34 protein-coding genes are annotated in these 26,566 nt (G+C 48.2%); 12 read left to right on the top strand and 22 right to left on the bottom strand.

Features of this window, described 5'->3' with window-relative positions; all coding sequences use genetic code 11:
• Window positions 1–76: 76 nt before the first annotated feature.
• Complete coding sequence (locus KO512_RS14610) at window positions 77–220, bottom strand: hypothetical protein (protein WP_215953082.1); 144 nt, start codon at window positions 218–220, stop codon at window positions 77–79.
• A gap of 208 nt (window positions 221–428) precedes the next feature.
• On the bottom strand, window positions 429–1,292 hold the full coding sequence (locus KO512_RS14605; protein ID WP_215953081.1) for an NAD(P)-dependent oxidoreductase: 864 nt from the start codon (window positions 1,290–1,292) through the stop codon (window positions 429–431).
• Window positions 1,293–1,390: 98 nt separating this feature from the next.
• On the opposite strand from KO512_RS14605, the gene KO512_RS14600 reads away from it, so the two are divergent.
• Window positions 1,391–1,936, top strand: a complete 546-nt coding sequence (locus tag KO512_RS14600; protein WP_215953080.1) for a TlpA disulfide reductase family protein — start codon at window positions 1,391–1,393, stop codon at window positions 1,934–1,936.
• A gap of 190 nt (window positions 1,937–2,126) precedes the next feature.
• Here the strand turns inward: KO512_RS14600 and KO512_RS14595 are convergent, their stop codons facing one another.
• From KO512_RS14595 to KO512_RS14585, 3 genes are all read right to left on the bottom strand, one after another.
• Entirely contained in the window at window positions 2,127–3,308 is a 1,182-nt protein-coding gene (locus KO512_RS14595; protein WP_215953079.1) for a pyridoxal-phosphate-dependent aminotransferase family protein, read from the bottom strand.
• Between the two features lie 65 nt (window positions 3,309–3,373).
• The gene (mtnN, locus tag KO512_RS14590) at window positions 3,374–4,132 is read right to left on the bottom strand and encodes a 5'-methylthioadenosine/S-adenosylhomocysteine nucleosidase (protein ID WP_215953078.1); all 759 of its coding nucleotides are present in this window, start codon (window positions 4,130–4,132) and stop codon (window positions 3,374–3,376) included.
• A gap of 222 nt (window positions 4,133–4,354) precedes the next feature.
• Window positions 4,355–5,146 (bottom strand): pseudouridine synthase, encoded by a 792-nt coding sequence (locus KO512_RS14585; protein ID WP_215953077.1) that lies wholly within the window; start codon window positions 5,144–5,146, stop codon window positions 4,355–4,357.
• Between the two features lie 246 nt (window positions 5,147–5,392).
• On the opposite strand from KO512_RS14585, the gene KO512_RS14580 reads away from it, so the two are divergent.
• The 8 genes from KO512_RS14580 (at window position 5,393) to KO512_RS14545 (ending at window position 9,904) form a co-directional block, all read left to right on the top strand.
• Window positions 5,393–6,073, top strand: a complete 681-nt coding sequence (locus tag KO512_RS14580) for a Bax inhibitor-1/YccA family protein (RefSeq protein ID WP_215953141.1) — start codon at window positions 5,393–5,395, stop codon at window positions 6,071–6,073.
• A 95-nt stretch (window positions 6,074–6,168) separates the two neighbouring features.
• Window positions 6,169–6,561, top strand: coding sequence for a sulfurtransferase complex subunit TusD (gene tusD, locus KO512_RS14575; protein WP_215953076.1), 393 nt, complete (start codon window positions 6,169–6,171; stop codon window positions 6,559–6,561).
• 3 nt (window positions 6,562–6,564) lie between these two features.
• On the top strand, window positions 6,565–6,933 hold the full coding sequence (tusC, locus tag KO512_RS14570) for a sulfurtransferase complex subunit TusC (RefSeq protein ID WP_215953075.1): 369 nt from the start codon (window positions 6,565–6,567) through the stop codon (window positions 6,931–6,933).
• Window positions 6,933–7,229 carry a sulfurtransferase complex subunit TusB gene (gene tusB / locus KO512_RS14565; protein WP_215953074.1) on the top strand — a complete coding sequence of 99 codons (297 nt, stop codon included), beginning with the start codon at window positions 6,933–6,935 and terminating at the stop codon, window positions 7,227–7,229. The genes tusC and tusB overlap by 1 nt, the downstream gene beginning before the upstream one ends.
• Window position 7,230: 1 nt before the next feature.
• Complete coding sequence (locus tag KO512_RS14560; RefSeq protein WP_215953073.1) at window positions 7,231–7,587, top strand: TusE/DsrC/DsvC family sulfur relay protein; 357 nt, start codon at window positions 7,231–7,233, stop codon at window positions 7,585–7,587.
• A gap of 13 nt (window positions 7,588–7,600) precedes the next feature.
• Complete coding sequence (locus KO512_RS14555) at window positions 7,601–8,524, top strand: NAD(P)-dependent oxidoreductase (protein ID WP_215953072.1); 924 nt, start codon at window positions 7,601–7,603, stop codon at window positions 8,522–8,524.
• A gap of 46 nt (window positions 8,525–8,570) precedes the next feature.
• Window positions 8,571–9,347, top strand: coding sequence for a hydroxypyruvate isomerase family protein (locus tag KO512_RS14550; RefSeq protein WP_215953071.1), 777 nt, complete (start codon window positions 8,571–8,573; stop codon window positions 9,345–9,347).
• Window positions 9,348–9,358: 11 nt separating this feature from the next.
• The gene (locus KO512_RS14545) at window positions 9,359–9,904 is read left to right on the top strand and encodes a chemotaxis protein CheW (RefSeq protein ID WP_436792279.1); all 546 of its coding nucleotides are present in this window, start codon (window positions 9,359–9,361) and stop codon (window positions 9,902–9,904) included.
• Between the two features lie 208 nt (window positions 9,905–10,112).
• Here the strand turns inward: KO512_RS14545 and KO512_RS14540 are convergent, their stop codons facing one another.
• The 16 genes from KO512_RS14540 to KO512_RS14465 form a co-directional block, all read right to left on the bottom strand.
• Window positions 10,113–10,517: a secondary thiamine-phosphate synthase enzyme YjbQ gene (locus KO512_RS14540; RefSeq protein ID WP_215953070.1), complete on the bottom strand. Its 405-nt coding sequence runs from the start codon at window positions 10,515–10,517 to the stop codon at window positions 10,113–10,115.
• Between the two features lie 85 nt (window positions 10,518–10,602).
• A complete protein-coding gene (locus KO512_RS14535; protein ID WP_215953069.1) occupies window positions 10,603–11,703 on the bottom strand; it encodes a malate dehydrogenase in 1,101 nt (366 codons plus the stop codon).
• Window positions 11,704–11,850: 147 nt separating this feature from the next.
• Window positions 11,851–12,738 carry a radical SAM protein gene (locus KO512_RS14530; RefSeq protein ID WP_252735031.1) on the bottom strand — a complete coding sequence of 296 codons (888 nt, stop codon included), beginning with the start codon at window positions 12,736–12,738 and terminating at the stop codon, window positions 11,851–11,853.
• Window positions 12,739–12,746: 8 nt separating this feature from the next.
• Complete coding sequence (locus KO512_RS14525) at window positions 12,747–13,535, bottom strand: TatD family hydrolase (protein WP_215953067.1); 789 nt, start codon at window positions 13,533–13,535, stop codon at window positions 12,747–12,749.
• Window positions 13,536–13,551: 16 nt separating this feature from the next.
• Window positions 13,552–13,902, bottom strand: coding sequence for a PilZ domain-containing protein (locus KO512_RS14520; RefSeq protein ID WP_215953066.1), 351 nt, complete (start codon window positions 13,900–13,902; stop codon window positions 13,552–13,554).
• A 95-nt stretch (window positions 13,903–13,997) separates the two neighbouring features.
• Complete coding sequence (locus tag KO512_RS14515) at window positions 13,998–15,017, bottom strand: DNA polymerase III subunit delta' (protein ID WP_215953065.1); 1,020 nt, start codon at window positions 15,015–15,017, stop codon at window positions 13,998–14,000.
• A complete protein-coding gene (tmk, locus tag KO512_RS14510) occupies window positions 15,014–15,649 on the bottom strand; it encodes a dTMP kinase (RefSeq protein WP_215953064.1) in 636 nt (211 codons plus the stop codon). The genes KO512_RS14515 and tmk overlap by 4 nt, the downstream gene beginning before the upstream one ends.
• 38 nt (window positions 15,650–15,687) lie before the next feature.
• Window positions 15,688–16,719, bottom strand: a complete 1,032-nt coding sequence (mltG, locus tag KO512_RS14505; RefSeq protein ID WP_215953063.1) for an endolytic transglycosylase MltG — start codon at window positions 16,717–16,719, stop codon at window positions 15,688–15,690.
• Window positions 16,719–17,618 (bottom strand): aminodeoxychorismate lyase, encoded by a 900-nt coding sequence (gene pabC, locus KO512_RS14500; RefSeq protein ID WP_215953062.1) that lies wholly within the window; start codon window positions 17,616–17,618, stop codon window positions 16,719–16,721. Before pabC ends, mltG begins: the two co-directional genes overlap by 1 nt.
• Window positions 17,618–18,856: a beta-ketoacyl-ACP synthase II gene (gene fabF / locus KO512_RS14495; RefSeq protein ID WP_215953061.1), complete on the bottom strand. Its 1,239-nt coding sequence runs from the start codon at window positions 18,854–18,856 to the stop codon at window positions 17,618–17,620. The genes pabC and fabF overlap by 1 nt, the downstream gene beginning before the upstream one ends.
• Before the next feature lie 89 nt (window positions 18,857–18,945).
• Window positions 18,946–19,179: an acyl carrier protein gene (gene acpP / locus KO512_RS14490; protein WP_126160046.1), complete on the bottom strand. Its 234-nt coding sequence runs from the start codon at window positions 19,177–19,179 to the stop codon at window positions 18,946–18,948.
• 159 nt (window positions 19,180–19,338) lie between these two features.
• Window positions 19,339–20,082 (bottom strand): 3-oxoacyl-ACP reductase FabG, encoded by a 744-nt coding sequence (fabG, locus tag KO512_RS14485; protein WP_215953060.1) that lies wholly within the window; start codon window positions 20,080–20,082, stop codon window positions 19,339–19,341.
• A 24-nt stretch (window positions 20,083–20,106) separates the two neighbouring features.
• A complete protein-coding gene (gene fabD / locus KO512_RS14480) occupies window positions 20,107–21,039 on the bottom strand; it encodes an ACP S-malonyltransferase (protein WP_215953059.1) in 933 nt (310 codons plus the stop codon).
• A gap of 116 nt (window positions 21,040–21,155) precedes the next feature.
• Window positions 21,156–22,193, bottom strand: a complete 1,038-nt coding sequence (plsX, locus tag KO512_RS14475) for a phosphate acyltransferase PlsX (RefSeq protein ID WP_252735030.1) — start codon at window positions 22,191–22,193, stop codon at window positions 21,156–21,158.
• Window positions 22,194–22,195: 2 nt separating this feature from the next.
• Window positions 22,196–22,378, bottom strand: coding sequence for a 50S ribosomal protein L32 (gene rpmF / locus KO512_RS14470; RefSeq protein ID WP_215953058.1), 183 nt, complete (start codon window positions 22,376–22,378; stop codon window positions 22,196–22,198).
• Window positions 22,379–22,396: 18 nt separating this feature from the next.
• On the bottom strand, window positions 22,397–22,912 hold the full coding sequence (locus KO512_RS14465) for a YceD family protein (RefSeq protein WP_215953057.1): 516 nt from the start codon (window positions 22,910–22,912) through the stop codon (window positions 22,397–22,399).
• 121 nt (window positions 22,913–23,033) lie between these two features.
• On the opposite strand from KO512_RS14465, the gene KO512_RS14460 reads away from it, so the two are divergent.
• The 3 genes from KO512_RS14460 to KO512_RS14450 all read left to right on the top strand — a co-directional run bounded on the left by KO512_RS14460 (window position 23,034) and on the right by KO512_RS14450 (window position 25,556).
• Entirely contained in the window at window positions 23,034–23,612 is a 579-nt protein-coding gene (locus KO512_RS14460) for a Maf family protein (protein WP_215953056.1), read from the top strand.
• Between the two features lie 167 nt (window positions 23,613–23,779).
• Complete coding sequence (locus KO512_RS14455; RefSeq protein ID WP_215953055.1) at window positions 23,780–24,697, top strand: homocysteine S-methyltransferase family protein; 918 nt, start codon at window positions 23,780–23,782, stop codon at window positions 24,695–24,697.
• A gap of 262 nt (window positions 24,698–24,959) precedes the next feature.
• Window positions 24,960–25,556: a YiiX/YebB-like N1pC/P60 family cysteine hydrolase gene (locus KO512_RS14450; protein ID WP_215953054.1), complete on the top strand. Its 597-nt coding sequence runs from the start codon at window positions 24,960–24,962 to the stop codon at window positions 25,554–25,556.
• Between the two features lie 35 nt (window positions 25,557–25,591).
• Here the strand turns inward: KO512_RS14450 and KO512_RS14445 are convergent, their stop codons facing one another.
• Window positions 25,592–26,512, bottom strand: coding sequence for a cation diffusion facilitator family transporter (locus tag KO512_RS14445; protein ID WP_215953053.1), 921 nt, complete (start codon window positions 26,510–26,512; stop codon window positions 25,592–25,594).
• Between the last annotated feature and the right edge of the window lie 54 nt (window positions 26,513–26,566).

Below are 26,566 nucleotides of genomic sequence, written 5' to 3'. Positions count from 1 at the left end.
CATTAACAAATATGACGGGCAAATTTCAAGCATAAAAAAAGCAGCCATTGTGGCTGCTTTTAAAAAACACGTTTAATTACTTAACGCGCTCGGTCGCTTTCGCTGCATCTTTTGCCATGCACTTGCGTAGGTAGTAAATCGCAACGAAAGAACCTACAACCATTGCTGAAACGATTACCATACTTGGTACGAAAGAGATCATGCTGTATTTATCGGCCATAGAACTGTCCTCATGTGTTACCGTCATGACTAAAGACGGATAATTTATGTGGTTATATATTTTTTAGTTATTAGGCGCGATTATAGAGCATCCTCTCTCAGGCACAATAGTCTAAAGCTCTATTCATCCGTATGTGCTTTTTACCCGTTTACTAAGCAGGACATCCGTCCTGCTCAAAGCCTAGCCCTAAACGATGAATAAGCTTTACTTACTTTTCAAGACGTTTAACCAGACTAGAGGTATCCCAACGATTACCACCGAGCTTTTGTACTTCCGCATAAAACTGATCAACCAGCGCGGTGACTGGCAACTGAGCACCATTGCTACGCGCTTCATCTAGCGTGATCTTGAGATCTTTACGCATCCAGTCGACAGCAAAACCGAAATCAAACTGATCATCGATCATCGTTTGATGGCGATTGGTCATCTGCCAAGAACCTGCAGCACCATGCTGAATCACATCAAACACGGCTGATGCATCAAGCCCCGCCTGCTTCGCAAAATGAACCCCTTCAGCAAGCCCTTGCACTAGCCCTGCAATACAGATCTGGTTGACCATTTTAGCCAACTGACCACAACCGGCCTGACCTAATAATTTAGCTGATTTTGCATAGCAATCGATTACCGGCATCACCTTATCAAAAACGGTAGGCTCACCACCGATCATAATACTCAGCACGCCATTTTCAGCACCTGCTTGACCGCCAGAAACGGGCGCATCAAGAAACTCTAGCCCTTGCTCTGCGGCAACAATCGCCAGCTCTCGGGCTATTTCAGCCGAAGCGGTGGTGTGGTCAACCAAAATCGCACCCTGCGCCATGCTACTAAACACGCCCTGAGAACCTGTAACCACTGACCGCAAGTCGTTATCATTCCCTACACAGGTAAAGACAATCTCAGCATCACGGGCTGCCTCGGCAGGTGTGACAGCGCTTTTACCTTTGTACTCCTGACACCATTGATCGGCTTTGCTTGCCGTGCGGTTATAAACAGTGACCTCATGTCCAGCTTTTGCCAGATGACCCGCCATTGGATAGCCCATCACTCCCAGACCGATAAATGCAACTTTCATACGCTCTCCACTCCACCCTAAGGCTGACTATTGTTATGATCAGACTATTCTATGCTAATGATATATATTCAAACACCTTTAATTTTTAGAGCTAAAAAATGCCATTACCCCACATCACCTCAGCTAGCCACACACGGCCATCGAAGAAGCATGGCTTTATTGCCCTGCTGATCATTATGCTATGCAGTGCTGCGCTCAGCCCTGCAGCATTTGCGGCAAAGTCTTTTTATGACGACCTCAAAGTGAACCATCTCGATGACACCTCGGCCGACCTCAATCAATACAAAGGCCGCTTGGTGCTGGTTAATTTTTGGGCCACCTGGTGCCCGCCCTGCGTTGAGGAGATGCCTTCATTGCAGCGACTACAACAGCAGTTTGATCCTGAAAAGTTTCAGGTGATTGCTATTAATCTCGGCCAGAGTAGCGCAACTGTAGAACAGTTTTTTGCCCAGCAAGCCTTTGACTTCGATCTACCTGTTTACTTGGATAGTAAAGGCCAAGGATTTTCTCAGCTGAAAATAGCAGGCATGCCCTCAAGCTTTCTCATCAGTGCTGATGGCGAGCTGATCGAAAAAATTGTCGGTGCTCGTGAGTGGGATCACCCAGCCAATCTAAAAGCAGTACACGAGATGATACAAGAGTAATAAGTGCGCCGACTAAATCAGATATCGCTTTACTTATCACGGCATAAGGTGATCAACCGCTAGCAAGGATTAGTAGCGTTCAGAAAGAAAACAACGTCGACTCATAGAGTCGACGTTGTTTGATGAATGTTAAGGCTTTCTAGCAAGTTGTGTGATGACTCAATCATTACACGATGAATTAGATAACACCTTACTTCGCGCTATAAACTGCTTCAGCAGCGGGAATCGCTTTACCGGTTTTAATGTCCGCGCCCATCGCCGAGAGTGTGTTTTCTAAAGCATTCAAGCAGAGCAAGACATTCTTCTTATTGCAGGCACTGCCCATTAAGCCGATACGCCATACTTTGCCAGCCAACGCACCGAGCCCTGCACCGATCTCTAGACTGTAATCATCCAACAAGCGGTTACGTACTTTAGCTTCATCAATCCCTTCTGGGACAAACACCGAATTTAGTTGCGGCAAACGATACGGCTCTTCAACAAGGAAGCCGATGCCCATCGCTTCGAGTCCATCGCGCAAAGCATTGTGATGATGCTGATGACGGGCCCAAGCGTTTTCTAAACCCTCCTCTTCCAGCATGACCAAGGATTCGTGAAAAGCATACAGAGAGTTGACCGGCGCCGTGTGATGATAAGCACGCTTAGCGCCGCCACCCCAATAGCCCATCACCAATTTCTGATCGAGGAACCAACTAGGCGTTTTGCTTTGACGTTGCTCAATCACTTCAATAGCACGGGTATTAAAACTGACCGGCGAAATGCCCGGCGGGCAAGAAAGACACTTCTGAGTGCCTGAATACACCGCATCAATACCCCAACCATCCACATCTATCTCACTGCCGCCTAACGATGTCACCGCATCAACAATGGTCAACGCGTTATACTTACGGGCGATTTGGCACAGCGTTTTAGCATCAGACAGCACCCCAGTTGAGGTTTCCGCATGCACAAACGCCAATACTTTAACATCGCTATTGGCTGCAAATGCCGCTTCTACTTTGGCAGGATCAACAGGCTTGCCCCACTCGTCCTCCACCATAATCGCGGTCGCACCAAAGCGTTCGACATTCTCTTTCATCCGACCGCCAAACACACCGTTCTGACAGACAATGACTTTATCACCTGGCTCAACCAAGTTGACAAAGCAAGCTTCCATACCGGCAGAACCCGGTGCCGAAATGGGCATGGTCAACGGGCTTTCGGTTTTAAAGGCATACTGCAGCATCTGTTTAACTTCATCCATCATGCGGATGAACTCAGGATCAAGGTGACCGATCGTTGGCCGCGCCAATGCAGCAAGAACCCGAGGATCTACATCAGAAGGGCCTGGGCCCATTAAAGTGCGCTGCGGCGGATAGAAAGATTTAGTCATAGTATGTGGCTCTTTAATATTATTTTTTAACGTATGTCGATAATTTCAGCATTAGACAATGGCTATCAGGCGGCTTCTTTAGCAATGGTCTCTACAATGGCAATCACCATCTCAGCCGAATGTTTTGCTGCAACCAGCAAGAACTGGTCAAACGAAAGGTTAGATTCTTTTCCGGCAATATCCGACAAGGCCCGAATGACGATAAACGGCATATCAAACTGATAACAGGTTTGCGCGATCGCAGCGGCTTCCATCTCGACCGCTTTCATCGTCGGAAAAAGCGCTCGGGTCTGAGCAACACGTTCGGGGCAGTTCATAAAAGAATCACCGGTGGCGATTAAACCTTTCACCGTATTAATGCCGACCATTTGGGAAATACAGCGCTGCGCAACATCGGCCAAGAAATTATCCGGCGTGAAGCCCGCTGGTAACCCAGGCACCTGGCCATGCTCATAACCGAAAATGGTCACATCAACATCGTGGTGACGCACTTCATCACAAATCACCACATCCCCGACTTCTAACTCTGTAGCAAAACCGCCGGCGGAACCGGTGTTAATGACACAGGTCGGTTCAAATGTTTGTAGCATCAGGGTCGTACCGATAGCGGCATTGACTTTACCGATGCCTGACTTAAGCAGTACGACATCAACGCCGTGCAGCGTACCCGTATAGAGGCTATAACCAGCGATGGTATATTCCTGCCGACCCTCCAGGGTTTGTTTCAGCAATTCGACCTCTTCATCCATGGCGCCGATAATACCGATTTTGAGCTTGTCAGACTGAGCGTTCAGGCGCTCAGCGAAGGAGGTGTTGTTGGTCATTCAGGTGATTCCATCACGAGTAGTAAAAAGAGAGTGTTAATAAAGATCAAGGATACGCAATTTGTGCCACCGAACAAATAGACAATAGTTAGAAAAAGACATTAAACCATCAGTTTTATTCGAGTATTTAAGAAATTAGGCCTTAGGTTTTTAATAAGGCCTTTAATTAGTGGGTAAACATAACTCTTTATAGGCAATACAGGCCCAAGATGAAAATCCAACTTATTGCGTTATATTGATTTCGTCAGCGGCATTATCACCACTCGGCTCTATGCTTTCATCAGGTGCGGGGTACAATCCCTGCCAGCCAAATTGTGAAAACAACTGATCAATCCATGCCGTCACCGGTGCATTAATAACGACCGGCTGCTGGGTAAAGGGATGGATAAACTCAAGCTGTGTTGCCATCAACAGTAATCGCTCTAAACCAAAATGCTCGCGAAACAGCGTATTATGCTTGCCATCGCCATGCTGGGTATCGCCCACCAAGGGGTGAAAGATATGTTTAAAGTGGCGGCGAATCTGATGCTTACGCCCCGTTTTAGGTTTTACCTCGACTAATGAATAGCGTGCGGCGGGGTATTTACTGACTGGAATGGGCAACTCCACTATACCTAAGCGTCGATATTCACTGACAGCCTCTTTAGCCGGCTTATTTGGATTCGCTCTCTTATCCGCCACTTTATCGATAATCTCTTTCAACGGATAATCAATAATGTCCTGCTCTTCGGTATAACCACGACAGACACACAGATAGGTTTTCTGCACACGACGTTCGGCGAAACAGATATTCAACTTATTGGCGGCTTCCGATGATTTTGCAAAAATCAGCACCCCAGAGGTTGGTCGATCGAGACGATGAACGGTATAAGCTTTCATGCCTAATTGTTCACGGATCAACGCAACAGCATTAGGCGCGCGCCGCTCAATAGGACTCGGATGCACCAACAATCCTGCGGGCTTATCGATTGCAAAATAGTGTTCATCTTCAAAGATGACGTTGATGGAGTACATCGTTATAACTTACCTAAATAGATCAAGGCGGGCAGCTTAACAATAAATTATCCCATTGCCTATGAACCCAACGGGCATGATCAGGTCATATATATGAAGAGATAAAGGTTATCAGTATCGCCATTAAACAGGATAAAGCATTTAACACATATTCCCTGTATGGTTGAAATACTGACAAAAACCTATATATATAACCTATCAATAAACTTAAACGGCACCTAAAGCCTTAATTTTCAGAGGGATATGATGCGTAATATCGATACAATGACCGTCCGTTCAGAGCAATCTGTACTGTCGACCAATAAGGTGATTCGCAATACCTACATGCTGCTGTCCATGACGATGGTGTTCAGTGCAGTAACTGCGGGTATCTCTATGGTCATCAACCCACCAATGATCTTCGCTTTGGGAGCAATGATCCTCGGTATGGTCTTAACCTTCGTTATCAGTAAAAAACAAAATAGCGCTGCGGCACTACCTTTAGTTTTTGCTTTTACCGGTTTGTTTGGTTTTGCCCTAGGCCCAATCCTGAATCGCTATCTAGGCATGGCCAATGGCGGCGAGATCGTTATGACGGCGATGGGTATGACGGCAGCAACCTTCCTAGGTTTGTCTGCTTACGTACTGACCAGCAAAAAAGATTTCAGCTTTATGGGTGGATTCCTATCAGCTGGCCTAATCATAGTACTGGTTGCTATGGTTGCCTTGATGATTCTGCCAATGTTTGGCGTTAACGTTGGCGCAATGCATCTCGCACTGTCGGCTGCTGTTGTTCTGCTAATGTCTGGTTTTATTTTGTATGACACCAGCAACATTGTTAACGGCACTTACACAAACTACATCATGGCCACCGTTAGCCTCTACACCAGCATATTTAACCTGTTCATCCACCTACTAAGCCTAGTTGGATTCCTTAACGACGACTAAGCACAGCTACTTCGCTTAGACTGAAAAGCACACACAAAGCCTTGCAATCCTGATAAGATTGCAGGGCTTTTTTAGTTTACAGAAATCAAACCATTATGAAGTTTTCAATCGTTATTACCGGCGCGCCGTACAGCTCTCAGGCATCCGCCAGCGCTTTGCAGTTTAGCCGCAGCGTTCTGAGGCTTGGACACGAGATTCATCGGGTGTTTTTTTATGCTGATGGTGTCCACAGTGGCACAGCACTCGCCGCACCGCCCCAGGACGAAACCAATATTCCTGCTGAGTGGACCACTCTGGCACAGGAGCATCAGCTTGATTTAGTCGTCTGCATTGCCGCTGCTGTACGCCGTGGAATATTGGATGAAGGTGAGGCCCGTCGCTATGAAAAAAGTGGCCACAACCTTGCGCCAGATTTTACCCTGTCAGGCTTAGGGCAACTGGTCGAGGCTGGCATTGTGTCCGACCGCGTTGTGACGTTTGGAGCTTAAAACATGAGTGACACAAAAAAATCATTCCTGATTATCAATCGCAAAGCCCCCTACGGTAGCAGTGCCGCCCGAGACGCTTTAGATGTCGCCCTAACCATATCGGTATTTGAACAACCCCTTAGTCTGCTATATATGGATGATGCGGTATGGCAATTACTACCGGATCACCAAGCGGGCGCCATTGGTCAGAAAAACCTTTCAGCAAACCTTGCGATGCTGGAAATGTACGATATCGACCAACTGTACGTTTGTCGCCAAGCACTAAACCAACGGGGCATCCGCCCCAGCGATATCAAATTAAATATCACCCTGCTGGATTCACAGGGCATTGCTGCGCTGATCAAACAACAAGATCAAGTATTGAGTTTCTGATGACAACACTACATTTGATTAACAAAACCCCCTCAGAAAGCAGCGCGCTACGTGATAGCCTATCGGCGATCAGCGACGGTGATGCGCTACTGCTGATTGAAAACGGCGTATACGCAGCCATGCCTGCCTATGCGGAACGATTTACCCGTTTACCCAGAACAATACAATGTTACTTGCTAAATAATGATGCTCTAGCGCGGGGTTTGAATGACCTTAATCCCGATTTCGGTGCCATCGATTACGACGGCTTTGTTGAGTTGAGCTGTCGTTATAACAAAGTAGTGAGTTGGTTCTAATATGACAGCAGATAACAACGAGCAGCAATACTTACAGGTTAACGAGCAAACGATCCCTGTTGATCCTGAGGGCTATTTACGTCATCTAGATGACTGGAATGAAGCGGTTGCCGAACAACTAGCCGCACAAGAAGCGATTCAACTCACGGAAGCTCACTGGGAGATTCTGCGCGTACTGCGGCAGTTCTATCAACAGTTCGAAATGTCTCCGGCTATGCGCCCACTGATCAAAGCCGTCGCCAACGAACTGGGTAGTGACAAGGGTAAAAGCATCTACCTGATGAGCCTATTTCCCGGCAGTCCGGCCAAATTAGCCAGCAAGATTGCCGGACTACCAAAACCCACTAACTGCCTATAACGGAGTACTAAAGATGCGGATCGCTTTTTTGGGCATCGGCTTAATGGGCCGCCCTATGGCCAGTCATTTATTAACCGCGGGCTTCCAACTCAGCTTATGGAACCGCACCCGCAGTAAAGCTGAAGCTTTGGTCTGTTTAGGCGCACAGGTTGCCAATACCCCAGCAGAAGCAATTGCCGATGCCGATATCATTATCACCATGCTAGAGAACGGCCCTATTGTTGATCAGGTGCTGTTTAACTCAACGCCTGCAGTGCAATTTAAAGCCGGCAGCACGGTAATTGATATGAGTTCGATCCCTCCCGAGATGGCCCGCCAACACGCAGAAAAACTGCAGAACATGGCGGTAAATTACCTTGATGCGCCAGTATCAGGCGGCACTGTCGGTGCAGAACAGGCATCCCTATCCATTATGGCCGGTGGTAATGCGGCCGTCTTTGAAGGCTGCCAAGCAGTCTTTTCAGCATTAGGGAAAGCCACCTATATAGGCCCGGCCGGATCAGGTCAGCTTGCCAAATGTGCCAATCAAGCCATTGTAGGCATTACCATAGGTGCGGTTTCAGAAGCACTGCTGTTGGCCGCTGAAGGCGGAGCCGATCCTGCCGCCGTACGTCAAGCGCTACTCGGTGGCTTTGCCGGCAGCCGCATTCTTGAACTGCATGGGCAACGAATGATCGATCGTGAATTCAATCCTGGCGCGACCTCTCGAGTGCAGCTTAAAGATCTGCGGACCATTTTAGATACCGCCCATAGCGAACAACTAAAATTACCGCTGGTCGAACAGACCTATCAGCAATACCAAAAGCTGGTCGATAACGGCTTAGAAGAGGTCGATCACAGCGGCTTACTACTACAACTGGAAATCGACAATGGCGATCGTCGGTTAAACGATAAAGCGACACAATCACCCTACTCCACAAACGATAAAAACAACTAAACACCGATTTAGCCATATCGATAAGAACAACAGAGAGTTATGTTATATGCCTAATTTTGCCGTTAATCTAAGCATGCTATTCACCGAGGTGCCTTTAGCCGAACGTTTTTCTGCTGCCGCTGAGCAAGGCTTTAGCAAGGTCGAGATTCAATTTCCTTACGCCTTAGCCGCCACCGAGATTGCCCACTTACTTAAGCAGAACAATCAACAGATTGTGCTTTTAAATGCACCCGCTGGCGATGCACAAAAAGGCGACCGTGGTATCGCGTGCCACCCTCACCGAGTGTCTGAATTCCGTGAAGGTGTAGCCCAAGCGATTGACTATGCCAAACAACTAAACTGTCCTAATATCAATATATTATCTGGCATATCTCCGGTTGGCTATGATGCCGATTTGATTGAAAAAACCTTAATTGACAACCTAACATTCTGTGCTGAACAGATGGCCGAAGCAGGCATTCAGCTGCTTGTCGAAGCGATCAATACTCAAGATATCCCCGGCTTCTTTGTTAATAACAGCCGACAAGCCTTTGCATTATTTGAGGCGATAGGCCACCCAAATATAAAACTGCAGTATGATATCTATCATATGCAGATTATGGAGGGTAACCTGATTCATACCTTGACGAACAATCTCGATAAGATTGGCCATATCCAGTTTGCCGATGTACCTGGGCGGCATGAACCTCAAACTGGTGAACTAAACTTCAGCAATATTTTTCAAGCTCTGGATGATATGGGATACTCAGGTATTACCAGCCTTGAATATAATCCTTCCGTCAGCACGACTGAAAGTCTGCACTGGCTGAAACAGATAGCATAAGAGAGCAACCCATGGGTCTTGAAGACGCAGCAGAACAACTACAGCAGATTCAGGCAGAACTGAGCGCTAACGTGTACGATCTGCATAAAAAGAATGGTGAGAGCCAGGAAGCCTATCGTAAGTGGGCGACCTTTTCGATTGCCGATGAACTCTATGCAATTGATGTGATGCAGGTAAAAGAGGTGTTGCGCTACACCGACATTACGCCGGTTCCTGGCGCACGGGATGGCGTACTGGGCATTATCAACCTACGCGGTAGCGTCGTTACGGTGGTGAGTTCGCGTACTCTTTTTTGCCTAGAAGACAAAGAGATCGATCACAATACCCGCATTATCGTTGTCGAATTTGATGATCAGGAAGTACTAGGTATTTTGGTCGACGGCGTTGATGAAGTGATTAACCTGCCGGAAAGTGAAACCGATCGCGCCCCAGGCGTGCTGCGCGAAGACAGTCAGCGACAGTTTGTTCAAGGGGTATGCTATCGGGAAGAGCACCTTATTATCCTACTGGACCTCGATAAGATGTTGGCAGGTTTTAAACTTCCATCAGAAGAGTAACGGATAACCGAGCCATAGTCCGCGCACCTATTTGCAATCACTCTCGACAACATCAAGCGACATAAAAGATAGCCCGTTAAAGCGACTTTGCCGTCACCACGGGCTGTTTTTATAACCTTCGATTAGCTCGACCTTCTTTGGTTATCTGCTATATAGCGCCCAAAAAAGCACCTACCTCAAGCACGAAACCAACTCACTCAAGCAAAACCTAACCAATATGCGCCGCAATACATCTAACCTGATGATGATGGCGATGTTCCCAACAAAACACACCTTGCCAAGTCCCCAGCAGCAAACGACCCTCCATTATTGGGATCGACAGTGTGGTCGCCGTTAATGCCGCTTTAATATGTGCAGGCATGTCATCACACCCTTCAGACAGGTGGGTATACAGGGGATCACCCTCAGGCACGAGACGGTTAAGCCAGTTTTCTAAATCATGTTGCGCACTCGGATCGGCATTTTCCTGGATCGTCAGGCTCGCACTGGTGTGCTGAATCAACAAACTGCAAAGCCCCTCCTTCACAGCGCTACGACTAACGAGACGATTAACCTGCTCGGTAAACTCATATAACCCCTGCCCACGGGTGGTTACACTGATAATCTCAACCATCGTTCTTTATCCTCTATAAAAAACCCCGCTAGAGCATGTCACTCTAGCAGGGCTATAAACAGCGGAATACTCAATAAACCTAAAATTAAAGCACTCGGCTATTATTCAAAAACTTACTTTCAGGAGCTGGCCCAGTGCCGTCGGCATAGAGAGTAACGCCTGACTTCAGACAGATCGTCAAGTTCATGTGTGACTCTTCGGTCTCTGTTGGCAGCAGATGATTGATCACTGCTTTTTCTTCCAGCAGCTCAAGCTCTGTAGCAGTCAGCTGTTTACGACTGAAATCACTGATATCCAACCCATGGACAATCTGATAACGACCGTAGTTACAACGCACAGGGAATGAGAAGAAAATTCCCTTCTCAATGCCATAACTACCGTCGCTGATGATCCCCATGCTAACAATTTCACCAGGCTCAGTTCCCTGTGACCAGTTATGCATCTGATCAACAATGGCCTGCGCCGCTGAAGCAGCACTCGACAGCCCTCGAGCCTTAATAATCTCGCTGCCGCGTTCTTGCACCCGAGGAATAAACTCATCCCGATACCAAGCGGTATCAATCTGCCCCATAGCAGGCGCACCAAATACCGTGGCGTGATGCAGGTCTGGATACTGAGTGGGCGAGTGGTTACCCCAAATGATGATATTCTGAATATCACGGGCAGTGACACCACACTGACTGGCCAACATCCCTTTAGCACGGTTATGATCCAAACGAGTCAAACAGGTAAACTGAGAAGGGCTTAGCTTAGGCGCATTCCGACTGGCAATCAGTGCATTGGTGTTCGCCGGGTTGCCGGTCACCAGCACTTTAACATCACGGTTTGCAAAATCATTTAGAGCCTTACCCTGACGGGCAAAGATTTCGGCATTCACTTCCAGCAGATCACTGCGTTCCATGCCCGGTCCACGCGGACGTGCGCCTACCAGCAATGCGTAATGGCAGTTACAAAAGCCCTCTTCAACGTTATCGTGCAGGGTAATTGTGTGTAGCAATGGATAGGCACAATCTTCCAGCTCCATGGCAACACCACGCAACGACTCCATCGCCCCCGGCAGCTCAATCAACTGCAGAATCACCGGCTGATCCTTACCCATCATCTCGCCGGCAGCAATTTTAAATAACAAACTATAACTAATGGCACCCGCGGCACCCGTTACTGCAATACGGACTGGTCTTCTCATCTTATATTCCTTTTTATTATATACCTATCAGCAACGCACCTTATACAAAAGCATAAAGCAGCGACTTTACAATGTAACGACGACTAAAGAACCAATCGTTATGCTGTTTAAGTATATGGCTAGATTCAAGTTGTAGATTGGTTGGCGTTACAAGCCCCGTTGATAGTCCTGACGAAGAAACACCCGATCGGGCGTTTCGATAGCGCTACGTAACTGCTTAAGCATCATTTCAAGGTCACGGTTAAGAACTCCTTTCAAAACCAAAAAATTTGACGCATGGTCGCTGCGAAAAATAGTTTTCTCCAACCTTAGATTTGATAAAAACAGTTCCATCTCTTCAAATAACTGCCGCTGATTGAGGGCCGTAAAATCGCCACCAAACCCCTGCGCCACGCGTTGATTACCCCGCCGAGAGAAAAGCACCAGCGTTGCCAGGTAATCAGGCTGTACTCGGTTGATCAGTTTGGCAGACGACAGCGCATGCTGATTGCTCATTCGCGTCCCGCCCAGGCCGTTTATCAGCATAACCGATGTTTTAATACCGGCTTCTTTTGCCTTTAGCAGAGACTCGGCCGTCGTTTGAAAGGTTTCGCCTTTATCGATACAACGCAAGATTTCATCATCGCCGCTTTCAGCACCGACATAAATCAAGCTTAAACCCAGCTCTCGTAGCTGTTGCAACTCCTCAACAGACTTATGTTTAAGATTAGAGGGCAAGGCATAAGTGGATACCCGCGTCACATTGGGCAGATGAGTACGAATAGCCTCCAGAATCGTTTTTAAGCGCCGAAACGACAGCACCATAGGATCGCCATCACCTAGGAAAACCCGCCTGACACCGGGAAGCTGCTGACCACAGCGGCGAATCTCTTCAAGCAGTACGGCTTCATTTTTTGGTTTGAATTTTTTCTGGGGATCAATATACATCTCACAGAAAGTACAACGGTTCCAACTGCAGCCATTCGTGACTTGCAGAATCAATGAATTCGCTTCGCTAGGTGGCCGGTAGACCGGCTCAATATAACTGATCGGCATCGAATAGCTCATGACCCAGTCTGAGTGACCTTATTAAACATACGATCGAAGTTGTGGCTGGTTATTTCAGCCACCTCTTCAATACGCAGCCCTTTAATGTCCGCCACACATTGCGCCACTTCGACCACATACTGAGGCTCATTAGGTTTGCCACGGTACGGCACCGGCGCTAAATAGGGAGAATCTGTTTCGATCAATAGATTTTCCATCGGCACTTGCCGAACCACTTCGCGCAGCTCAGCCGCATTACGAAAAGTGATAATGCCGGAAAATGAGATCATATAGTTGAGATCCATCGCCTGCTGCGCCATCGCCCAGTTTTCAGTGAAACAGTGCAACACGCCCCCTACTTCGGGATCGGCATGTTGGCGCAGTAACGACAGAGTATCTTCACGGGCATCGCGGGTATGTACAATCACCGGCAGGCGAGATGTTGCCGACGCGTTAAGGTGACGAATAAAGCTTTCTTGCTGCAGCTCAATACTATCTTGCTGATAAAAGTAATCGAGACCGGTTTCACCCAGCGCAACCACTCTAGGATCAGCAGCATAACCGAGCAGATCGGCTATTTCGGGCATACCGTCAACGACATGTAGCGGATGAACGCCCGCAGAGGCAAAAACGTTATCGAAACGTTTAACGGTTTGCAGCATTTCAGGAAGTTGTTGCAACTCAATCGCAACACAGAGCATACGGGAGACATTTTTCGCCGCCGCTGCATCCATAACCTCTTGCAGCTCATTATTTCGGACAGACAGATCCAGTCTGTCCAGGTGACAGTGGGAATCTACAAACATAGGAGGTAACTCAGAATTACATGGTATTGGTGCGTCTACCCGAATTCATCAGGGGGGCGACATAGTTTTCAATCTTAGAAATCAGCGTCGCATCTTCCTGAGACAATTGAATGCCTATACCAGGAATACGACCGCCTTGTGCCGCTCGAGGAGTGACCCAAACCACTTTACCGGTGACCGGAATTTTGTCGGGTTCATCAATCAAGCTCAGCAGCATAAAGACTTCTTCGCCAAGCTGATAAGTTCGGGTCGTAGGAATAAATAATCCCCCGTTCTTAATAAACGGCATATATGATTTATAGAGATCTTCCTTGTTCTCGATTGCCAGGGATAAAATCCCGTGACTCATGCGGGGTACAACTGACATGGGCCGTATAGCCTCCCTCGTACTTATTTCATCCTAATTCAGACTTGACTACATACTACTATTGCTTGGCGTCGCTGTATATCCTGTCAACTCAGTTAGTCAGGTCTCGGCAGCGAATGCCATTCATTTAATAACGTCTCCATCAACAACTGCTTATTAGGATTGCGACGAAACATCAGATCTTTCCTCGCCGCCTGCACCTGATCAGCAAAGGCGTAAAGCTTACGATGACCCACCTTTCGCGCCAATGCTAAAAGCATATTATGAGCATCAGTATGACGTAACAGATCTGGGTCAGCCTGATTTTCAGCAGAGCGCGCAATATCGACCACCCAACTATAGATCCAGCCCAACAACAGCTCAAGATCCTCCCGATAAAGTGACTGAGCCACCTCAACAGAACTACTACGTTCCTTAAGAATATCCGCCAGCCCTTTTAAGACTTTAGCCCGCAAGCCGAGCAGATCATCCTGTTTGTAGGCCAACGCCTGTAGAGGTGAATTATGAGCAATCACAAGCAATTGAGCCGCCTCCTCAGGAGCGACCTCTAACTGAGTCGATACCCACTGTGTCGCCAATGACACGTCGGCCGGCGGCATATCAACTCGCTGACAGCGGCTTTTAATCGTCGGTAACATCTGCCCCAACCGGTGAGTCAACAGCATGATCAGCGTGTTAGATCCAGGCTCTTCCAGCATTTTTAGTAGCGCATTTGAGGCATTGATATTCATGCTATCGGCGGGGTCAATGATCACTACTCGATAACCACCCTGCTGCGCGGTGGAATAAATAAACGCCGTGAGCTCACGAATTTGATCGATCTTGATTGGTTTTCCCGGTTCGTCCGGTTTGAGCTGATAGAGGTCCGGATGACCGCCACTACCGGTCAGTTCACAGCTACGACAATGACCGCACGCAGCACCGTTATGTGGCTCGCGACAGAGAACATAATTTGCTAATGCCATCGCGAAACAAGCTTTACCGATTCCCTCAGGACCATTAATCAGCAATGCATGGGGGAAACGGTTTTGCGCTTTGAGTTCCAGCAAGTATTCCCAGCGCCCTTTTAGCCAAGGTAGCACCATCGCCCGGTCTTGCCAAAGGTCATCGCTCACTGAGCTTGCTCCTGAAGGTAGTGTTCCAATACGCTAGCGATCTGCGCTTGCACCTGCTCAAGCGTGCCAGAGGCGTCGATTACCGCAAAGCGTTGTGGATCGGCGGCGGCACGTTCAAGATAAGCATTACGCACCTGTTCAAAAAAAGCCATACGTTCATTTTCAAAGCGATCTAACTCACCCCGTTCACGGGCGCGTGCCAAGCCAATCTCGACCGGCAAATCCAATAAAATAGTCAGATCCGGCTGCAAGCCACGCTGCACCATAAGCTCTAACGAGCCGATCATCTCTTTACTCAGACCCCGCCCACCGCCTTGATAGGCAAAGGTGGCATCGGTAAAACGATCACACAGTACCCATCGATTGGCATCTAAGGCTGGCCGAATAACCGCTTGCAGATGCTGCGCCCGAGCAGCGAACACCAACAACAACTCGGCATCGTCCGCCACCACTTCATCGCGATTGGCTAACAGCAGCTCACGCACCTCTTCAGCCAGCGGCGTGCCACCGGGCTCCCGGGTCAGCTGATAGTCGATCTGATGCTGCTGCAAGACAGATTCTATAAACCGCAAGTTGGTAGACTTACCTACCCCTTCGGTGCCCTCGAGTGTGATAAAACGGCCTGAACTCATGTTTTCAACTCATATTATCCAATGATTAGGCTTTAACGCTAGCTTCCTGGGCTCGAACGATAGTCGCTACGACGGCGCAGCTGATACTCTCTGACCGCCTTATTGTGATCTTTCAAGGTAGCAGAAAACTGATGGCTACCATCTCCCTTGGCGACAAAATATAACCACTTACCCTCATCCGGGTGCAGTGCGGCTTGAATAGCATCACGACCCACCATCGCGATCGGTGTCGGCGGTAAACCACTGATGGTATAGGTGTTGTATGCGGTCGGTTTGCGCAAGTCTGACCGACGAATATTACCCTGATAACGATCCCCCATACCATAGATCACGGTAGGGTCCGTTTGCAGCTTCATCCCTTTTTTCAAACGCTGCACAAATACGCCAGCAATCAGCGGCCGCTCACTCGCTTTAGCGGTTTCTTTTTCAACGATAGAGGCCATGATCAAAGCCTCATAAGCAGATGTGTAAGGTAGGTCTTTCGCTTTATTCTGCCAAGCTTTATCAAGTTCCGCTTGCAGCAGTGCATGGGCCCGCTTTAGCAAATCAGCATCGCTCATACCACGATGGAACTGATAGGTATCGGCCAAAAACATCCCTTCCGGATGCTTTCCTTCCAATCCCAGTTCGATCATTATTTGTGCATCGGTCTTATCGGCGAAGGTATTTTTAATATTCGAATTTGATTCAAGAGAGGTGCGTAACTGTTTGAAAGTAAGCCCTTCTATCACCGTAAACTTATAGGAAAGGGTTTTCCCCTCAATCAGTTGTAGCACCAATGTGCGCGGAGTCGTGCCGGGCACAATCTCATATTCACCCGCCTTCAGTAGATGACCCACCTTCTTTAATCGGATAAAGAATGAGAACCAGTCGGGCTTATCCAGCACACCCTCAGCGGCAAGCTGGCCAGCAAATCGACTAAAACTACTGCCGGGTTCGACCATCACGATTTTTGCTTGTGATAGGTTTAGCGGGCTATCCAGATAAGACTGCAAAGAGCGCCATCCGCCGTAGGCTAGCGCGACCACAACCAGCAAGGTAATTAGAAAAGAGATAACGACTTTACGCACTAATAAATTCCTTCAGCAGACAGACTCGACTGCAAACACTGGGTAATCGGCCCAATGGACCACCTTGACTGACGCTGATCAGCCAGAGTGCATTGAATCACCGGCCAGATCGCAATAATACTGTTACACACAAAGACTTCATCCGCCTGATACAGCGTATCTACGGCAAACAAACCTTCCTTCAATGGGATTTCCCGTTGTGCCGCGAGACGTATAATCTGTTCGCGGATAATGCCTTTGACACCACATCGATCAAGTTGAGGGGTATACAGCACCCCATCACGACACCAGAACAGATTACTCATCGTGCCTTCTACCAGATAACCTTCAGCATCCAGTACTAAGCCTTCTCTAATGTCTGGGGTAGACCACTCTGCCCGCGCCAGCACCTGCTCTAAGCGATTCAGATGTTTAATCCCGGCCAGTTGTGGCGCAATCGCTAATCTCGTCTGACACAAACGCACAGCCACGCCATTCGCCGAGGGATGGTCAGGATAGCTAGGAAATGCATTTAACTGAACGATTCGATTGATTGGCACGCCAGCATCCACCGCATAACCGCGTCCACCGCAGCCTCGGGTAATGGTGATTTTCAACACTTGACGTTCAGGTAAGGAGGGTTGCTTTGCCAGCAGTATCGCTAGATCTGCCAATAAAGTCTGTTCGATATTATCCGCTAAAGGGATGAAAAGACGACTAGCACCCGCCTTAAGACGCTCAAGATGAGCCTGCCAAGCGACCGGCCGCCCCTGCTGCAGGGTAATGGTTTCAAATAAACCATGGCCGTAGGCTAGCCCCCGGTCGGCAACCGGAAGTGACTGTTCAAACAAACCATTAATCAGCGTGGTAGGCAGCATAGGAACAGAAAAGCGGGTACGCCGATAGCGCACCCGACTCATCAGATCTTACGGAATACTAGGGTACCGTTGGTACCACCAAAACCGAAAGAGTTAGATACCGCAGCCTCGATAACAGCCTCTTGAGCCGTATGAGCTACGTAGTTCAGATCACAACCTTCGGATGGGTTATCCAGGTTGATCGTCGGTGGCGCAACCTGATCGCGAATTGCCAGCACCGAGAAAATGGCTTCAACAGCACCTGCAGCGCCCAGCAAATGACCAATCATCGACTTAGTCGAACTCATGCGCACTTGCTCTGCGGCATTACCTAACACCAGTTTAGCGGCATTAGACTCAGCGATATCACCTGCCGGTGTCGAAGTACCATGAGCATTAATGTAATTAATTTGCTCAGGATTAAGGCCCGCGTCTCTGACAGCGTTCGACATCGACATCGCAGCACCTTTGCCATCGGCCGGTGGTGAGGTCATATGATAGGCATCATCACTCATACCGAAGCCAACGAGTTCAGCGTAGATATTCGCGCCACGTGCTTTAGCTGATTCGTACTCTTCTAGTACCACAACGCCCGCACCATCACCCAGTACAAAACCATCACGATCACGATCCCATGGACGGCTAGCCGCCTGCGGATCATCGTTGCGGGTTGAGAGCGCCCGCGCTGCAGAGAAACCACCGACACCTAATGGTGTGGTTGCCATCTCGGCACCGCCAGCAATCATGACATCCGCATCGCTGTTCTGAATCATCCGCGCCGCAAAACCAATATTATGGGTACCGGTTGTACACGCCGTGGTAATAGCAATATTTGGCCCTTTAAAGCCATATTTAATCGCCAAATTACCGGAGATCATATTGATGATACTACCGGGCACAAAGAACGGTGAAATCCGTCGAGGGCCACTTTTGTTAAGCGTATCGTGGGTCGCCTCGATCATCGGCAAACCACCAATACCCGAACCAATGGCTACACCGATACGGGGGGCATTCTCTTCAGTCACATTCAGCTCGGCATCTTCAACAGCCTGAATTGCTGCAACCATACCGTACTGAATGAACAGATCCATTTTCCGTGCATCTTTCGAGGTCATGTAACCGTCGAGATCCAGCCCTTTAATCGGGGCAGAAAAACGGGTACCGAACGACGTCGTATCAAAGTGGGTAATGTTAGCCACGCCACTCTTACCGTTAAGAATGCTGGTCCATGTCTCCTGGACAGTGTTACCGACCGGGGTCAGCATACCCATGCCTGTAACAACGACTCTTCTCCGAGACATTAAAATCCTCCTGGGTTACCGGTATAACAAAAGAAAAGCCGCACTATATCACTATAGTTGCGGCTTCTCGGTAGTCTGGTGTGAGTCGATTACTGGTGTGCGTTGATGTAATCGATTGCCAGTCTAACAGTGGTGATTTTCTCTGCTTCTTCATCAGGAATTTCAGTTTCGAATTCCTCTTCCAGAGCCATAACAAGCTCTACAGTATCCAGAGAGTCTGCACCGAGGTCTTCAACAAAAGAAGCATCGATAGTAACTTCTTCTTCTTTAACACCCAGCTGTTCAGCAATGATTTTCTTTACGCGATCTTCGATGTTGCTCATAACTCTTCCTATTGTTTATCGACATCCACATCCGAAGATGTGAACAGGGATTTTATTAGAATCCGCCGCTATGGATCAAGCCTGACGGCGATATTTCTCCAGTGAGCTGCGGCTCATTATCAACACTTTTACAGAAAAAACAATTCCTCAGGGAAAACTTTATGACATATACATGCCGCCATTGACATGAATCGTGTCTCCGGTCACATATCCGCCGGCATCACTGGCTAAAAAACCAACAACAGCGGCGACTTCTTCAGGCTGCCCTAAGCGCCCCATTGGAATCTGTTTCTGCAATGCTACTTTGTGTTCTTCCGGCAACCCACTGGTCATATCAGTATCGATAAAACCAGGCGCTACACAGTTGACAGTGATATTGCGGGAGCCAACTTCACGGGCCAGCGCCCGACTGAAACCTTCCATACCCGACTTAGCAGCAGCGTAGTTAGCCTGCCCAGCATTGCCCATAGAGGCAACCACTGATGAAACATTAATAATACGGCCCCAACGCGCTTTGGTCATGCCGCGCAAACAGCCTTTCACCATTCGATATACGGACGTCAAATTGGTATTCATCACAGAATCCCACTCTTCCTCTTTCATCCGTAGCATGATGTTATCCCGGGTGATACCCGCATTATTGACGATGATAGCCACAGGGCCAAACTGTTCCTGCACTGCTTTCAACACCCCATCAACCGACTCACTTGAGCCTACATCAAGACATAAACCTGCACCTTTTACGCCCGCTTCCTGGAGGTAGTCGGTGATTGAAGCGGCACCCTTATCACTGGTCGCGGTGCCAACAACAACGACACCTTGACGCCCCAGCTCTAGCGCAATCGCTTTACCGATCCCTCGAGTAGCACCGGTAATCAGCGCAACTTTGCCTTCGATACTCATAATCTGTTTCCTTTAATTCAGAGACTAAGCGCTCAGCGCCTTCTCAAGACCTGCAGGGTCATTAATTGCGCCAACTACCAGACTGCGCTGAACTTTTTTATTCAGCCCTGACAGCACCTTTCCAGGCCCACACTCAACGGTACGCTCAACACCCTGCTCAATCATATTTTGTACAGAATCAGTCCATAAAACTGGACTATACAACTGCGCCAATAAATTTTCGACCAACTCATTAACGCTATTAGGCGCTTTGGCCGTAAAATTTTGCACAACCTGAATCGACGGCAGCTTAATATCAATACTCTTTAGCTCTGCCTTCATCTGTTCTGCCGCGGGCTTCATCAACACGCAGTGAGAAGGCACACTAACTGGCAACGGAATAGCCCGCTTCGCACCGGCGGCTTTACAGCCTTCCATCGCCCGTTCAACAGCCGCTTTATTCCCTGCAATCACAACCTGCCCAGGGCAATTAAAGTTAACCGGTGAGACAACCTCATCATCCGCTGCCGCATCACACGCGGCTTGGATAGCTTCATCCGCTAAACCAAGGATCGCGGCCATTGCGCCAGTACCAGCAGGCACCGCTTGCTGCATAAACTCACCCCGCAGCTTAACGAGATTCACCGCGTCTTTAAAGTCGATCGCACCGGCACAAACCAGCGCAGTATACTCGCCCAAGCTGTGTCCTGCCATCACTGCAGGCATGGCACCACCCTGCTGCTGCCACAGACGCCATAAAGCGACACCCGCAGTTAGCAAAGCAGGCTGGGTACGATCAGTTTGGTTTAGATCCGCTTCAGGACCCTCTTGAGTCAATGCCCAGAGATCATATCCCAGCACATCAGAGGCTTCAGCGAAGGTTTCCTGGATAATAGAATGTTCAGCAGCTAGCTCAGCTAGCATGGCCAGATGTTGCGAGCCCTGACCGGGAAAAACAAAAGCGAGGGGTTGTGGCATTATTACCTCAATATACAGATAAACGCATAACAATTTAAAGAACGTAGTTTACAGGATTCACAATGAATTAAAATGATTGTCTTACAGATCAAGCATTTCCGTTATAGATAGGCCCACTACGCATCAGCAATATGCGACTCAAGCTGGCGATTTATGCTACCAGGCACATCCATAATGACTTCAGCCACCGCTTGATCGATAGCATAACCAAAGCACTCACGATTAGCCGAGCCATGACTCTTGACCACAATCCCCTGCAAACCTAACAGACTAGCCCCATTGCGACGGGCCGGATCAATATGCGCCCGAATCTCTTCCAAAACAGGTTTAGCCAGCCAGGCCATCAATTTGCGTCGCCATGAACGACTAAAACTGAGCTTGAGCTGCTGACCAATCAAACGGGCAACGCCTTCACTGCTTTTAAGGGCGATATTGCCGACAAAACCATCACAGACCACGACATCGACTTTGCCGGTAAAAATATCACCACCTTCAATAAAGCCGTGATAATTCAAACCGCCATGCTCACGAATAAGACGGGATGCCAGCTTGACCTGCTCATTCCCCTTAATCTCTTCAGCACCGACATTCAACAACCCCACACGCGGCGCTGCAATCCCCTCGACGGCGCTGGTCATGACCGAGCCCATAATGGCGAATTGCAACAGATGCTCAGCACTACAGTCCACATTAGCACCCAGATCAAGCATATAGCTAACACCATCAACAGAGGGGATCGCGGTAATAATGGCGGGCCGATCAATACCCGGCAACATCTTTAAAGTAAACCGCCCCAGCGCCATTAATGCACCCGTATTACCGGCACTGACACAGGCCTGCGCCTGCCCTTCCGCAACTTGCGCAATCGCTCGATACATTGAAGTATCGCGACGTTTACGCAGCGCATAGGAAGGCCGCTCATCACAAGCGATGACTTTTTCAGCATTAATAACAGAGATGCGCGAAGACAACGTCTTATCAGAAAATTTAGCTAGCGCTTGGTTTAACAGAGGGGTGAGAATATCTTGCTGACCAATGACTTGCAGGGTCAGATATGGATGACGCTTTAAGGCATCAACTGAGGCGGGAATAACAACGCGGGGACCGAAGTCCCCGCCCATCGCGTCAACCGCGATGCAAATGCTGTCAGACAATCTTACTCGTCGTCTTGCTGTGCAACAACCTGCTTACCACGGTAAAAACCGTCAGCACTTACGTGGTGACGACGGTGAGTTTCACCAGTGGTTACTTCTACTGAAAGAGTTGGGTTGCCCAGTGCATCGTGTGAACGACGCTGACCGCGACGTGAACGAGTTACTTTGCTCTTTTGTACTGCCATGGGTATATAGCTCCTATTTCACTTATCAGCCTTCAGTGAGGCTAATACACTGAAAGGGTTCGGTTTATCAGTTTCATTGTCAGTCGTCGCCTCGTCACCGAAGGATGTCTGCACACTGCAATCGTCATGGTATGGTACGATAGGAAGCGATAAAATCAACTCTTCCTCGACCATCGGAAACAATTCCAGATCATCTCCCGCTACAATCAAAGGATCATAGTACCTGGGTAGATTTTTTGCATGCTCCTCGGTTGGAGCGACAGCCAAATTGAACTTAGCTTCGACTTCGATCTCAACTGGCTCAAGACAGCGCTGACAGGTCATAAAGACCTTAGCGTCAGCGGTGCCCTTAATTGTACGGATGCGCAATTCATCAGTATCAAATTGCAGATCAACTGATGCTTTACCCTGCTTATCAGCCAGCATTGTGGCCAGATTCGGCAGTAGAGTAAACTCAACGTCACCTTGTATCCGTACTCCCCGGTCAGCAAGCTTACGCGGGTCAATTTTCTTTGGTAATGGGGCGTTCGACATAAGCGCGCAATTCTAGGGGTCAAAAGACCGTCTGTCAAAGGAAATAAGGCTTTAAAAGCTAAAAAAACACGCTAATATCTGCAGCTTAACTTAACCCCGACCATTTTGGAGAAATTGAGGCATGACTCAGCTAATTCTAGCGTCCAGCTCACCTTACAGAAAAGCCCTGCTGGATAAGCTTAACCTCCGTTATACCGCCATCTCTCCCGATATTGATGAAACTCGGCTAACAACTGAAACGCCCGACGCCTACGTGAGACGCTTAGCCGAAGGTAAAGCCCGCGCGCTACAGCCAGATTTTCCTGATGCACTAATCATCGGCTCAGACCAAACCGCTATTATTAACGGTGAAACTATCGGTAAATCCGGTGATTACACGACCGCCTTTCAGCAACTGTCGGATGCATCAGGGCAAAAGATTACCTTTCTCACCGGCTTAAGCCTACTTAATAGTCGTACCGGAGAGTGCCAAACCGACGTTATCCCCTTTCATGTGCACTTTCGCAACCTGACCCCGTCAATGATAGATAACTATCTTAAAGCTGAACAGCCCTACAATTGTGCGGGTAGCTTTAAATCTGAGGGGCTAGGCATTGCGCTGTTTGAAAAACTCGAAGGAGATGACCCCAATACACTAATAGGGTTACCACTCATTAGGCTTATCAAAATGCTGGAGAGTCAGGGCCTCCATATACTTTAAACATTGCCGAGAATACGCGACATAAAGCAGCAACCGTCTTGAAACAGGGCTCTACATTAAAGGGCCCTACTCGTTAGTCGTGATGTAACTAATTCAGGATAAATTCTTGAATCCCTTTTCGGCAAAGTTAGAATTCATTCCATTTTTAATTCACGGGACAAAGCACGATGAGTAAGGTCACAATACTGAATGGTGGCGTAGGTAGAGAACTTGAGCGTCGCGGTGCACCATTCAAGCAACCTGAGTGGTCGGCATTAGCCATGATGGAAGCACCTGAAATGGTTCAAGCAGTACACAAAGCTTATATCGATGCCGGCGCTCAGGTCATTATTACCAATAGCTACGCATTAGTCCCTTTTCATATCGGTGAAGAGCGATTTAAGGCACTCGGTGCAACGCTCGCAGAGCAATCAGCCCTCGTTGCCCGCGAGGCTGTAAATCAATCGAGCAAGAACGATATAGTCATCGCCGGGTCAATACCGCCCTTGTTTGGCTCTTATCGTGCAGACCTGTATCAAGCCGAGCTGGCCGACGACATCGCCCTACCGCTCATCACGGCTCTTAACCCACATATCGACCTCTGGCTGAATGAAACACAGAGTCTCATTGAAGAGGCGTTAACGGTTAAATCACTGGTGGATCGCATCGATACCGAGCACAAACCCTACTGGGTCTCTTTTACGCTCGAAGATGCAAAACTAACTGAGCAACCTCAATTGCGCTCCGGCGAAACCGTTGTGGCTGCCGTGCATGCAATGATTGATACAGGTGTTGATGCTATTCTCTTTAATTGCAGTCAACCCGAAGTGATTACCGCGGCCATCGAACTGACGCAAAAAATACTAGCGCAAAGCTCATCAGCGCAAGCCAAAACAATCAAAATTGGCGCCTACGCGAATGCTTTTCCTCCACAACCCAAAGAAGCAAAAGCGAATGATATGCTAAATGAAGTGCGGCGGGATTTAACCCCAACCACCTATCTAGAATGGGCTCAAAAGTGGCACTCACTCGGAGCGGAGTTGATCGGGGGTTGCTGTGGTATTGGCCCAGAGCACATACAAGTGCTGAGTAAAAACCTCAACTAATCCTCAAGATGCCCACCTATCACTGCTAGGTATGCATTGATCCCAACAAAGACCAGCCTAACAAAACTGGTCTTTGCGTTTATCCTTATTCATTATGTTCAAATAAAGCCTAATACCTAGCGCTCGCTAAAACCCTGTAATTCAAGCCGAAAGGTATCGATATACGCTACTTTTTGCATCTATCTATCTTAAAACCACCCCATTCTCCAGAATCAACGCCATTGAAACAGACACCTAACACGCAACAACAATGGAGTTGAATATGACACACGCAAACAACACGCTGGTACAACGGGTGACCGCAACCCTTGAAGAAGGCGATATTCTATTCATCTCGATCGATGCCTTTCTCTATAAACAGGTCGCTAAGGGCACCGGTAGCTGGAGTTCCCATGTGGGCTTTGCCATTAAAGAAGAGGATCAGTGGTTTGTTATTGAAAGCAAAGTACCGGTGGTCTGTAAAACGCCCTTAGACAAATTTCTTAGCCGTACCTGCAATAATGAAGTCATGGTACGCCGCCTCAAACAACCCTTAACTCAAACTGAGATCGAGCAACTAAAAGCCTCATCGACCAAGCTAGCCAATAAGCTGAGCAACCAGCTCTATCACTTAGGTTTTGATTTCGATTCCGAGCGACAATTCTGCTCCAAGTTTGTCCATCTGGTCTTTAAAGATGCATTGAATATTGAACTAGGCAAAGCACAAACCCTTGAACAATTACTGCAAGAGAATCCTCAGGCGTCGGTTCGCTTCTGGCGTTGCTGGTTCTTAGGCTTTATCCCTTGGCAGCGCAGGACTCTGACACCCGCCAGCCAAATCACGGATGATCAGCTCAATACGGTATTCACGACCGTATGAACCTCAATCAGCACTGCATGCCTAACGATTTAAAATTAATGATGATGCTCATGCTCGACCTGTCGCAAACTATCGAGCATGCAACTTTGCTCATCCGTAGCCGATTCAATCTGAATGGTGGCATGGGCGATATCAAAATGATCATGAAAGTGCTGCTGTAAATGACGTAATAAATGATTATTCAGCTTTGTGTCATTCACCACCAGATGAACGGTTAGCGCAACCTCGGTAGTACTTAGAGGCCAGACATGCAGATCATGAATCCGCTCGACAGACTCCAATTCAGTAATATATTGCTTTAATGCCACGATATCGATGCTCTCTGGTACCGCATCTAAGGCATAGTTCAACGAATCCTTAAGTAAGCTAAGCGTCCCCAGTAAAACAACCGCAACGATAATCAAGCTGATCACGGGATCGATCCACAACCACCCCTTAAATAGAACAAATACACCGGCAATCACAACACCCAGAGAAACGACGGCATCGGCCGCCATATGAAGAAAAGCGCCTTTAATATTCAGATCATCCTTCTGACCACTAAAAAATAACCAGGCGGTCAATGCATTAATAACGACTCCAATAGCCGCTACCACGATCATGGTCATCCCCTCTACTGGCGCTGGATCAGCAAAACGATTGAGCGCTTCCCAAGCAATACCTCCCAGCGCAAGCAATAGTAAAACAGCACTAGCCAGTGACGCTAACACCGGTGCCTTGCGCAAACCATAGGTGCGTTTTTCGGTGGCCGCTAGGCCCGCTAAATAACTGGCGCCCCACGCCAACATCAAACTAAATACATCACTGAGGTTATGCCCAGCATCTGCAATTAATGCGAGTGAATCAGACAAAATACCGTAGGCCGCCTCAATCACAACGAATATGATATTTAGCGTGATACCTATAGCAAAAGCTTTGTTGTAATTAGTGACATGATGACTGTGGTTATGACTCATATGCTTCCTGCACTTATCGATATAATCTTCAGCGATGACATGGGTTAATCATAC

The sequence above is a fragment of the Amphritea atlantica genome (genome assembly GCF_018860855.1).
GTDB lineage: Bacteria > Pseudomonadota > Gammaproteobacteria > Pseudomonadales > Balneatricaceae > Amphritea > Amphritea atlantica_A.
This window is presented reverse-complemented; position numbering and strand designations above follow the sequence as displayed.